This is a genomic window from Brevibacterium sp. SIMBA_078, from assembly GCF_046534565.1.
Taxonomy (GTDB): Bacteria; Actinomycetota; Actinomycetes; order Actinomycetales; family Brevibacteriaceae; genus Brevibacterium.
The window spans coordinates 142835-154536 of record NZ_JAWRYQ010000001.1 but is presented as its reverse complement, the minus strand read 5'-3'; the positions used below and the strand labels follow the sequence as shown (position 1 = coordinate 154536).

Genomic DNA, 11702 nt, shown 5'->3' with positions numbered 1-11702 from the left:
GTAGGGGTGAGAGGAGAACAGAAAGTTGCGCGCAGGTGTCCGGAAATGTTCGCTGACGTTCATCTGGGGTTCGTCCGACGCCTCTAGTCTTGGCCGATGAGAAGCCTGCGACTCTTCCATTTCGACATCCCGACCTGGGGCAACTTCGGCGACAAGGCACTGTTCCCGGTCGTCAGGGACGCCTTCCGGGTCCTGGGCGGTACGGACACGGTCAGTGGGGAGCCGAACTTCACGTTCACCTCGGCGGCGGCGCTGCGGCGTGAGGTCGACGAGGCGGCTGTGGCCCGGATCAACGCCACCGCCGATGCCGTCGTGATCGGCGGGGGAGGGCTGTTCCTCCAGGACACGAACCCGAACCGCCTGTCCGGGTGGCAGTGGAAGATTTCGCCCGAGGCGCTCGCCGCCCTCGAGGTTCCCCTCATCGTCTACGCGCTCGGGGACAACAGGTTCCCCGGACAACCCGAGTTCGATGACCTCATGCGCTCCCATGTGGGGCAGGTGCTCGATCAGTCGGCGTTCTTCGGGCTGCGAAACACCGGGAGCATGACGACGATCGGCGCGCTTCTGGGCCAACCGGATCGCATCGCCTACCAGCCTTGCCCGACGACGATCCTCGATCACCTGTACGAACCGCTGGCCGACCGGAAACCGGACCCGAAGCAGAAGACCGTGGCCATCCAAATGCTCGTCCACCCCCGGCAGATCGCCGCGGGATTCGATGCCGACACCATCCACGAGGCGACCGTGCGTGTCGCTCGGACCCTCGTGGGCAAGGGGTGGAGGGTGCTGAGCACTCCGTTCCACCCGGACGATGCGGAGGTCTCCCTTCGCCTTGTCGCCGAGGTGGCCGGAGTCGAAGAGGTGCGACTGTACGGTCATGACGTCGGGTTCTTCTCCGGTGTCGAGTTCTTCTCGTCCGTGCCGTATGTGCTCGGCGGGCGCGGGCATGCGCAGATGATTCCGTTCGGGGTCGGGTCGATTCCGATCTCCGTGGATCTGCATGCGAAGCTCGGCTATTTCGCCGCCGACATCGGGCATCCGGAGTTCGTGGTCCCCGTCGGTGCGGAAGGCATGAGTGTGGACGCCGACGTTGTGGAGTCCGACGGGGACCGCAGCCAAGCGGCCGACGCCCTGGCGGACAGGATGGTCGCGGCACTCGAAGATGCGTATTCGCGCGGTGCTGACCTGCAGGTCGACCTGGCCGAGACCCGTGCACGATTCGCCGACATCACTGCGGAGAACCTCGCCGGCATCAGAGACTCAGCGCGGTCGCGCACTCGGACGGGTATCAGCGATTCGGCGCGGCCGCGTGCTGGGGCGGGGTCTGTCGAGTCGGTACCGGTCAGTTCGGCGGCGGCCAGTTCTGTGGACGTCATTTCGGCTTCGCGCCTGCGCACTGCAGAGGACATCCGTGCCGAAGAATTCCATATCGCGGCCATCGCCGAATCCGACGAGGTCGCGGCCCAGCAGACCCGCGCGCTGGTTCGGTCCGGTCGGGACCTTGCCCAGGTCCGCCGCGACCACACACAAGCGATGAGCGAGGCCGAGGTACGAGCGGAGGCGAAGCAGCATGCCCTCGAAACCGAACGTGATGACGCACTGGCCGAGGCCGACCGGCTGCGCGGCGAAACAACAGAGCAGGACAGACGGATTGCCCAACTGTCCGATGAAGCGGCACGAAACGCTCTAGCGCTCGAAGCCGTGGACAACCGCACTGCGGGTGAAGAAGCACGCGTGCTCGCCGACAAGGTTCGGCACGGAATCTGGTGGAGGATCCGCCGGCTCAAACGTCGCGACTGACGGGTACGGTCGGTCCGACCGCCTCAGCGAGGGGCGGGCGTCGGTGGTGCCGCCTCGGTGTGGGAACAGCGAAACGGCGCCACCACCTCGGTGAGGTGATGGCGCCGAATCAACGCTCAGGTCCGGGTCCGGACCGGGTGTCGGCTGCGGTTCAGGCAGTGACCTTGCGCAGGGAGTCGATCTTCGATTCCTCGCCCGGCATGACGCGCTTCTGGCCGTCGCCGAAAGCGGTTTCAAGGACGCGGACGCCCTTGACGAGGGAGGCGAATTCGCGCGGTTCCATCGAGGCTGACTGGTCGGATCCCCACATGGAGGAATCGAGGGTGATGTGGCGTTCGATGGTCACAGCACCCAGTGCGGCTGCAGCGAACGAGATCTCGAGGCCGAGTTCGTGGCCGGAGTATCCGACGGGAACTCCGTAGCGTTCGCGCATGGCCGGGATGGCCTTGAGGTTGACCTCTTCGGGCGGAAGCGGGTAGGTCGAGGTGGCGTGCATGAGCACGAGCTTGTCGCGGTCGAAGACCTCGACGGCACGATCCAGGGTCTCCCAATCGGACATGCCCGAGGAGCACAGAACCGGCTTGCCGGTGGCGGCGATCGCGCGCAGCAGTTCGAAGTCCGTCAGCGAGGCCGAGGCCACCTTGTAGGTCAGTGCATCGAATTCGTTCTCGAGGAAGTCGACGGAGTCGGTGTCCCATGGGGACGCGAACCACTGGAGTCCGACTTCCTTGGCGTAGCGGTCGATCTCAGTGTATTCGTCGATGCCGAACTCGACGCGGTGCTTGTAGTCGATGTAGGTCATCTCGCCCCACGGGGTCGAGCGCATCTTCGACTTCTGGTGTTCGGGGACGGCCACCTCGGGGTTGCGCTTCTGGAACTTCACTGCCTGCGCACCGGCGGTGACGGCGACATCCATGAGCTGCTTGGCGATGTCGACGTCGCCGTTGTGGTTGATGCCGATCTCACCGATCATGTACACGGGCTGGTTCGGGCCGACGAGGTGCTCTCCGATGGCCACGGGGGCGAGTTGATCAGTCATGAAACCTGCTTTCGGTTGGCACGCGAAATCTCCGCGCGGTTGGTGAACTGCGGCTGGTGCCGCGGGACGGACGGTTGCTGGTCGGGGAAGGCGGACGCGTGGCCGGACATGGCCGCCGACTGGTGGCCGGCCAAGGTCGATGGGTGTCCGGTGGGCGACCGCAGTGAGGTCAGGGTCGGATTCGGAACGGGTTCGGCCGCCTCGGCGGGGATGGGAATGAGGTCGCAGACCTCACGCACCGCACCCCGTCCGCCGGGCCGGTCGAGGATGACGCGGGCGGCGGCGAGGACGCGCGGGTGGGCGTCGGCGACGGCGATGGGCCAGCCGACGACGTCGAAGGCCTCGAGATCGTTGATGTCATTGCCGACGTAGGCGACTCGGGCCGGGTCGAGGTCGTTGGCGGTGATCCACGCGTCGAGGATGCAGGCCTTGTTGTCGATGCCCTGGGCGACGTCGACGCGCAGCTTCTCCGCGCGGCGGGTGACGACGGGGTTGCGTTCCTTCGACAGGATCATCACGGGCACTCCGGACTTCACGAGTCGGGAGATGCCCATGCCGTCGCCGCGGTGGACGCGCACCTGTTCGTTTCCGTCCTCGTCGACGTAGGCGCCGTCGTCGGTGTGGACGCCGTCGAAATCGGTGACGAGGGCGTCGACGTCGATGACCTGCGCGGTCTCCTGCGTCGAGGCGATGGCGCGGACGAGGGTGAGGTCAGACATGTCGTCGATCTCGCGGGCGTGCTCGGGCGGGACCTCCTCGATGCCGATACGGCCGAAGAAGCGGTGCTCGTGCTCGATGAGACCGGAGGTGCGCATGACGTAGAACGCGCCGGTTTCATTGAAGTGCTTGGCGCGGTCCTGGCGGCGCGGCCGGAAGCTGGCTTCGTGCCCGACGGCCACGGCCTGGGTGTCGTCATCGAGGCGCCACAGGAAGGAATGGTCTTCGACGGCGGAGAAGACGACATCGGCGTCGTCGTCACGGACCGTGCGCACCGCGTTCTCGATCGAGGCGGAGTCGATGAAGGGGGAGGTGCACTGCATGAACACGGTGATGTCGAAGTCCTCGTCGAGGGTCGACAGCGTGTGGATGAGCGCGGATTCGCTGGTGGCGGTGTCGCCGGCGATCTCGGCGGGTCGGTGGGCCACCTCGGCGCCGGCGCGCAGGGCTTCGGCTGCGATTCCGTCGTGGTCGGTCGAGACGATGACACGGTCGATGCTGGGGCTGGCCTGGGCGGCGTTGATGGCGCGGGCCAGCAGCGAGATTCCCGCAACCTTCTGCAGGTTCTTCAGCGGGATGCCCTTGGACCCTCCGCGCGCGGGGATGATCGCGACGGTGCGGTGAGGAGTGGGGGAGGTGGTGCTGGTTGGTGCGGTGGTGCTTTCTGCCGCCTGATTTGCGGCCACGGTGGTGCGCGCATCCGGCTTCATTTCTGACTGAAACTCGGTTGCGTCGGGCTCGTAGGTCGTCGACTGGTCATTCACAATGATTCGACGCTAACGACGGGGTGTTACCTCAAGGTGAACACGCCATGTCGCCGAGGCGACCCTTCGATGGCGAACCCGTGACCGATGCGCAGGTGGGCCTCGGGCAGTGGGTGCTGAGCGGGCAGAACCGGTGGGAGCCTCATCGACTTCTGTGCAGGTGCGCGAAAACGTCTCACCGACTTTTGGACAGATAATCCGGTTCGAACACGAGTATCTGATCAGAATGCGATGACGAGTGGAACAAAAGTCGATGACGCTCGGGACAAAAGCCGCTGACGCTCGGGACAAAAGCCGCTGACGCTCGGCGCGCAGCTGTCAGCGGCGTGGTGTGGCTGTGCCCGTGCGGGGCGCAGGTGCGCGCCGACGCCAGCGACTCAGCGCCAGGTGATGTTCCACATGCGGTTGTTCCAGGCCGAGAACGGGATGACCTCGCCGGTGTAGACCGGCCAGAAATAGGCGAAGGCGAGAATCGCTGCGACGAGGATGAGGCCGACGCTCAGCCGCCTGGCGAACAGTGCCGCCGAGATCCGAGCGAATCGCTGCTTCGTCGTGGGCCCTGGCGACGCGCGGTCGGCCGCCGGTGCGGACGTCGCGCAATCGTACGCCGGCTGATCGACCCGATGCTTGGCCGCACCTGTGCGGCCTACGACGGACCGCCCACCAACAGGCACCCGACCCCAGACGAGGGTCAGGCAATACGTCACGGCCAGCACGACGAAGGGCACCATGACGATGGTGTAGAAGGTGAAGATCGTTCGCTCCTGGTAGGCGAACCACGGCAGCCAGGTCGCCGCCAGGCCGGCGAGGATGACGGCGGGGCGGACGTCCCGGCGGATGATCCACACGATGAGGCAGACGAGCACTGCCAAGGCGGCCAAGCCCCAGATCACAGGGTTGCCCACCGAGGTGATCGCCGAGGAGCACTTCGCGACCGTGCACCCCATATCGCCCCGGTCATAGGACTCGTAGTAGAACGACGTCGGCCGCCACTGCACGATCCAACCCCACGGGTTCGACATGTACGGATGCTCCGAGTCCAGCCCGACATGGAACGAGTACGCCGTGTAGTGATAGTGCGCCAGCGACGGCAGCCAGTCCAACCACTCCGGCAGCGCACGCCACCAGCCGAAATTCTCCGCAGCCCACTGCCGGTCCCACGCATCATCCGACCGGATCCACCCGGTCCAACACGCCACATAGGTCACGAGCGCGATCGGCACGAGCTTGAAGAACGAGGGAATGCTGTCGCGGATGAGCATGCCCAGCCACGGATGCACGACCCCGGCCCGATACCGCGAATGCACATCCCACAGAACGAGTAGAATCCCGAACGCCGCCAGCGCATACAGACCCGACCACTTCACTCCCGTAGCCAGGCCGAGGCTGATCCCCGCAGCGAAGATCCAGGGACGCGCGCCGAGGCGGGGCCCGAAGTTGAGAGCATCCCGCCGTTTCCGTCGCTGCCGTCGCTCCTTGTCGGTGAGGATGGGCACAGGTGCGGCAGCCGCGGACCCGGTGGAATCCGTGGACGTGGTGGCCGCCTCGGCGAGGGGATCTGGATTCTTCTGGGTGTGGGACGGTGCGAAGCTGTCGATCTCCGCGGTGCGCTGGGTCCAGGCGGCCAGGCGCTTCGTCAACTGCTCGCGGTCGAGGAGGATGAAGAAGAAGGCGAGGAGGACGAAGGCCATGAGCACGATGTCGAGCAGGCTCGTGCGGGAGTGGACGAAGTGCTCGCCGTCGATGGCGAGGAGGCCGGCGGCGACGCAGGCGAAGAACGCCGAACGGAAGAGCTTCCAGGCGATGACGCCGAGGAGGAAGATCGTCAGCGTGCCGATGATCGCCACGGTGAAGCGCCAGCCGAACGAATCGTCGGCGCCGAAGAGGTCGATGCCCCACCCGATGAGCCATTTGCCCAGGGGCGGGTGGACGACGTATTCGGGGGTGGGTTCGATGACGCTGGGGTCACCGGCGTTGAAGGAGTCGTCGGCGTTCTCGGGCCAGGAGCGTTCATAGCCGAAGTTGAAGACCGAGTAGCCGTCCTTGACGTAGTAGGTCTCGTCGAAGATCAGGCGGTGCGGGAAGTCGAGGCGGAAGAGTCGCAGGGCCGCACCGATTCCGGTGATGACGAGCAGGGCCGGCCACATCCACAGCGGTGCGCGGGTGGCCCACATGCCGGCGTGGAAGGTTTCGCGGCGCATCGCAGCGGCGCCGGCACGCACCTTTTCGCGTTTCCTCGCCAGGCGCTCGCGGGCGATGCGCCTGGTGGGGGCCGGGGAGTCTGCGGTGTGTGTCATCGGAGTCCAGTTTAGAGATCTCGGCGGGCGGGGCTCTCATGCGACCCGCAGGGAAGGGCAAGGCGTGGAAGGATAAGGCGTAGGTCGGGAGGGGCGCTGCGGCATGAGGTTCGGCACCTTGGGCGAGATTCTTGGGCATTCGCCACCGCGCATCACTAGAGTAGTGGGAGACAGCCGGAGTCAGAGCGAATGGTGCACAACGTGTCGAACAACCCCAACTACCGCCCGAGCGATCCTCCCCAGGTCGGCTCGCAGCAGTTCAACAACAACTACGGATCCCAGCCGCAGTCCGGTCAGGGACAGTCCGGTCAGTACGGATCGGGTGCTGGCCAGTATGGTTCGGGCGCAGGTCAGTACGGATCCGGTGCAGGACAGTACGCGCAGGGACAGCCGTATGGGCAGCAGAACTCCTATGGACAGTCCGGCCCCTACGGACAGCAGAACGGGTACGGCCAGCACAACGGGTACGGACAGTCAGATGCCGACAGCCAGCCCGGCGCGTACAGCCAGCCGAACGCCTACGATGCCTACGGCCAGCCAGGCGCGTACAGCCAGCCGATGACCTATGGCGCGCAGCCGGTCTTCGTCCGGCCCGCACCCAACAAGATGGCCGTATGGTCGATGTGGATGGGCATCGCCGGAATCGGCGGCGGGTTCGTCTGCGGTCTGCTCTCGATGATTCCGGTCATCGGCATCATCTTCAGCATCATCGCGATGTTCCTGTGGATCGCACCGGTGCTCGCCGTCATCTTCGGCCACATCGGCCTCGGCCAGATCAAGCGCACCGGCGAGGAAGGCCGCGGACAGGCGATCGCCGGTCTGATCATCGGCTACGTGACCATCGCCCTGGGACTCATCATGGCGATCGTCATGATCGGCATCCTCGGCATCGGCTTCTTGGGCATGATGAGCAGCTACTGAGTTGCCCCTGGTGAACTCGGCGCCGTCCCGTGTGACCTCGGCGGACGACCGAGGTCACGCGGGAACGGGGCGGCCGGGCCGCTCGGCACTACCCAGGACTCGCCTGCCCGTGGCGCTGCGTGCACTCTGAGGTCACGCGGATTCGGGACGGTCGGGCCGCCTCGGCGAGGGGATTCTGCAACCCGTGGTGCAGGACTGTAACACGATTCGGCCGCCGCGCTCGCCGCAGGTGGGTAGCGTTGATCTCAGACATCGGGACGACCGTCGAGGACGGCCCGGAACAGCCCTGACGATCAACGACAGCCAGCGGAACGGAACGGACATGAACACTCGCGTACTGCCCCTCGGGAACACCTACACCGGATCGAACGTTTCGGTCCACGCCCCCGTCGCGGTCCACACGCCCGCACCGGTTCACACCCCGGCCCACTCTCCGGCGCTGGTCCAGGCTCCCGTGACGTACGGGAACCGGGCACCGGTCGTCGTCTACCAGCAGGTGGCGCCGACGAACTCCTCGTCGATCGTCGCGCTGGTGCTCGGCCTCATTTCGTTCATCTCCTCGTTCTTCTTCCTCGGCTTCGTCGGCATCATCTTCGGCCACATCGCCCGTTCGCAGATCAAGGCCCGCGGAGAGCGCGGCAACGGAATGGCCGTGGCCGGGCTGTGGTTGAGCTATCTGAGCGTGCTCTTCTGGGTCGCGTTCTGGCTGATCTACTTCGGCGTCATCGCCCTCATGATCGGCGCGGCGATCACCGCCGGAGGAGGCACCGTCAGCTGATGCCGCATCACCGCAGCTAGGCAGACCCGGCATCCCACCCCACGGTCCCGCATCTTCAACTGTGATTGACCTGTAACCGCCCCACCTTTTGCCGCCACTGACGACTCTGTACCGTTGAAGGCAACCACAAGGAGACTTCGCTATGAGCAGCCAGAACAACTGGAACAACCCGGACATGTACTACCAGCAGCCCCAGTCGAACGCGGGCGGCTCGTACGGTGCCCAGTCGTACAGTCAGAACAGCGCCTACGCGGCCAATGCGCAGTACGCGGGCGGACCCGGATACGTGTACCAGCAGCTTCCGCCGACCAACGTGCTGGCCATCGTCGGTATGTGCGCCTCGATCTTCGGCGTCATCTCGTCCGTCTTCATCGGCGGCATCGCCGGCATCATCATGGGCCACATCGCCCGCAAGCAGATCCGCGAACGCGGAGAGCGCGGCGACGGCATGGCGATCGCGGCCCTCTGGGTCGGCTACATCGGCACCATCCTCTGGATTCTCTTCTGGGTCTTCATGATCCTGCTCTACGTCGGGATGTTCGCCGTGCTCTTCGCGGCTGAAGGCGCTTCGTGATCGAGGATTCCTCGAATCCGAACTCTGAGTTCACCTCGGACGAGGATCCAGCCTCAGACGAGGGCCACACCGAGCCGGCCAATGACCGAGCCGACGACAACCCCACCGAGGCGGCGCCGTCTGACGACATCGACCAGACTGATGACGCGGGGCTGAGTTCCGGTCCGGACCTCACCGGCGGTCGACTGATCCTGGTCGGGACTCCGATCGGCAACCTCGGCGATGCGAGCCCGCGGATGCGGGAGGCCATCGAAACGGCCGATGTCATCGCCGCCGAGGACACGCGTCGGTTCCTATCACTGGCGCAGCGGCTCGACCTCACGCATACGAAACGGGTCATCAGCGTCTTCGATCACAACGAGGGACACCGCGCTCCCGAGCTCGTCGACATCATCGCCGCCGGTGAGACCGTTGTCCTGCTCTCTGACGCGGGAATGCCCGCCGTCTCCGATCCCGGCTACCGCGTGGTCAAGGCCTGCGCCGAGGCGGGACTTCCGATCACGTCGACGCCGGGGCCGTCCGCGGTGCTCATGGCTCTCGCGGTCTCGGGACTGCCGAGCGACCGGTTCAGCTTCGAAGGGTTCCTGCCGCGCAAGTCCGGGCAGCGCAAGACTCTGCTGACCGACCTCAAGGCCGAGAAGCGGACGATGGTCTTCTTCGAAAGTCCGCACCGCATCGCCGATGCGATGGACGACTTCGCCGAGATCATCGGCGTCGACCGGCCCATGGCCATCAGCCGTGAGCTGACGAAGACCTACGAGGAGACTCTGCGCGGAACCGTCGGTTCACTGCGCGGTCAGGCCGCCGAAGGACTGCGCGGGGAGCTGACCCTTGTGCTCGCCGGCGCCACCGAAGTCGAAACGGCTCCTGAGGACCACCTCGGCGAGGTCAGCGGACTGGTCGACTCCGGTGTGCGTGCCAAGGATGCGGCCGGACAGGTGGCGAAGAAGTTCGGCTTGTCCAAGCGCGACGTCTACGAGGCCTGGCTCCACCGCGACTGAGGTGCGGGGCGGATGCACTCGCACGCCCCACCCTGTTGAGCAGTTCGGTACACCCTGCTTTGAATTGCACTTGGAGGAACCTGCGCAAATCAGAAGTCCCTGTGCCGAAAACAGCGTCGAGCCGCGCAAATACTGTGCGGCTCGACGCTGTAGTCATCACCAATTGCGGGCAAGTATTCGCCTGTATCGGGATTGTGGGGCCGATGACTTCGACGCTATTTCCTGTGGACGGTGCGAATCAATCCACAGGCAGCTATCTCACCCTGTGCCACTACCGCGGTGCAGCTGCACGATCGGCAGATGACACTTGCATTTCTGGATAAGTACAACGTCGTCGATTACAGAACTCTCCGTGCAGTCGGGATGAGCCATGCAGCCATCTCCAGCGCTGTGGACTGCTGTCTGCTGAAGCTGTCAAGGGGAACCTATTCGATCATTCGTGCCTGCACTGAGCACAAGCACCGGCCGGTGACGAAATTGCTCAGCGATGACGACTGGGTCGACTTCTTTCGCACGACGACACCGTTCAGTCGCGCAGCGGACCATCGTTTCGATGAACACGTGGCACGTCTCAAGATCGTGCACTATCGCCACTTCCGGGCAGCAGATGCCGTCAGCGGAGTGTCGGCCGCGATTCTTCACGAGCTGCCGTTGTACAAAGCTGAGCTGGAGCGGATCGTTGTGTCGCATCCGTCCGCCGCTTCGCGCAGTCCCGAGATCATCAGGTGGAGACGACATTTCAGCCCGGAGGACGTGTGCAGGGTCCACGGAGTCAGATCCTTCACGCCTGTCCGGACTGGGCTGGATCTGATAGCTGAGAGCGGACCGGCAGGCGGCATGGCTGCGTTGGAAGGCGGATTGCGCACGCAGGTGGAGCGGGAATCCGGCGATTCACAGATCGGCATGCGCAATCCACAGCGCATGCACACGATCGGCCGAGAGATCGTGGCTCGTGACTTCGTCCCCGCGGCGATGAGGCTACGTCAGGGACGCGAGCGGGCTCTGCGAATCCTGGCGATCATCAGTCCGCTGTCGGAGAACTACGCAGAGAGCCGGACATCGTTCGCTCTCCACCAGATGGGACTCCACGATTTCACCCAACAGTGGAATGTCGGACGCGACGGCGATCTTCTCACCAGGCTCGACTTCCTGCACCGGCCCACCAACACTGTTCTCGCATTCGACGGAGGTCAGAAATACGCCAACTTCGGTGGCGAGCGGCTCAAGCATGAAGGCCGCCTGCAGAACGAGCTGTTGAACATGGGCTTCAGAATCGTGCATCTGGAAATCAACGACGTCATGAACTTGAAGCGGTTCGAGATGAAGCTGTTCGCCCAGGCCCCGCAGCTCCTGGACTACCGGGGCAAACCGACGCTGAAGTAGTGCAGAGAATGTGACGCGGAGTTCTGTGATCGGAACGGACGCAGCCCGGCCAACGTGGCGGACTCAAGCCGCGGATGGCTCGCCTGTCTCTCTAATGCACAGTTTGTTCAGTGAGCCGTTGGAAGAAACCTATGCCGAAACTGAGGTCGGAGGGGCACTGTCGCCATTTCGGAGCCGAATCCGGTACGGGGAGGGCCGCTGCTGGAGGCCCGTCCGGGATACGGGTTGTGCCTGGAAAACCCGCACGCGCCCTATGGCGCATCCACTCCGTACCCTCGACACACCACAACCCGACCAGCACACCACACACTGCGCCCCACGCACCTGTCACCCGCCTGCGCTGTGTCCCCGCACCCACACCCACGCCCACCCACGCCCCACACCGTCACGCGGACATCCGCCCGCGCCCACCCACGCCCACCAGCTCA

9 protein-coding genes are annotated in these 11702 nt (G+C 65.0%); 6 read left to right on the top strand and 3 right to left on the bottom strand.

What is annotated here, in order from left to right; genetic code table 11:
* Window positions 1–96: 96 nt before the first annotated feature.
* On the top strand, window positions 97–1800 hold the full coding sequence (locus tag SB749_RS00665) for a polysaccharide pyruvyl transferase family protein (protein ID WP_410708522.1): 1704 nt from the start codon (window positions 97–99) through the stop codon (window positions 1798–1800).
* 151 nt (window positions 1801–1951) lie between these two features.
* Here the strand turns inward: SB749_RS00665 and SB749_RS00660 are convergent, their stop codons facing one another.
* From SB749_RS00660 to SB749_RS00650, 3 genes are all read right to left on the bottom strand, one after another.
* Window positions 1952–2839 carry an N-acetylneuraminate synthase family protein gene (locus SB749_RS00660; protein WP_167198448.1) on the bottom strand — a complete coding sequence of 296 codons (888 nt, stop codon included), beginning with the start codon at window positions 2837–2839 and terminating at the stop codon, window positions 1952–1954.
* The gene (locus tag SB749_RS00655) at window positions 2836–4266 is read right to left on the bottom strand and encodes a cytidylyltransferase domain-containing protein (RefSeq protein WP_410708521.1); all 1431 of its coding nucleotides are present in this window, start codon (window positions 4264–4266) and stop codon (window positions 2836–2838) included. Before SB749_RS00655 ends, SB749_RS00660 begins: the two co-directional genes overlap by 4 nt.
* A gap of 431 nt (window positions 4267–4697) precedes the next feature.
* The gene (locus SB749_RS00650; RefSeq protein WP_410708520.1) at window positions 4698–6617 is read right to left on the bottom strand and encodes a dolichyl-phosphate-mannose--protein mannosyltransferase; all 1920 of its coding nucleotides are present in this window, start codon (window positions 6615–6617) and stop codon (window positions 4698–4700) included.
* Window positions 6618–6818: 201 nt separating this feature from the next.
* Between SB749_RS00650 and SB749_RS00645 the strand changes: the two genes are divergently transcribed.
* From SB749_RS00645 to SB749_RS00625, 5 genes are all read left to right on the top strand, one after another.
* The gene (locus SB749_RS00645; RefSeq protein WP_410708519.1) at window positions 6819–7538 is read left to right on the top strand and encodes a DUF4190 domain-containing protein; all 720 of its coding nucleotides are present in this window, start codon (window positions 6819–6821) and stop codon (window positions 7536–7538) included.
* A 322-nt stretch (window positions 7539–7860) separates the two neighbouring features.
* Window positions 7861–8316 carry a DUF4190 domain-containing protein gene (locus tag SB749_RS00640; protein ID WP_410708518.1) on the top strand — a complete coding sequence of 152 codons (456 nt, stop codon included), beginning with the start codon at window positions 7861–7863 and terminating at the stop codon, window positions 8314–8316.
* Between the two features lie 142 nt (window positions 8317–8458).
* Window positions 8459–8890 carry a DUF4190 domain-containing protein gene (locus tag SB749_RS00635; protein WP_410708517.1) on the top strand — a complete coding sequence of 144 codons (432 nt, stop codon included), beginning with the start codon at window positions 8459–8461 and terminating at the stop codon, window positions 8888–8890.
* A 128-nt stretch (window positions 8891–9018) separates the two neighbouring features.
* Window positions 9019–9891, top strand: coding sequence for a 16S rRNA (cytidine(1402)-2'-O)-methyltransferase (gene rsmI, locus SB749_RS00630; protein ID WP_410709911.1), 873 nt, complete (start codon window positions 9019–9021; stop codon window positions 9889–9891).
* A 300-nt stretch (window positions 9892–10191) separates the two neighbouring features.
* Window positions 10192–11274 carry a hypothetical protein gene (locus SB749_RS00625; protein ID WP_410708516.1) on the top strand — a complete coding sequence of 361 codons (1083 nt, stop codon included), beginning with the start codon at window positions 10192–10194 and terminating at the stop codon, window positions 11272–11274.
* Window positions 11275–11702 lie beyond the last annotated feature (428 nt).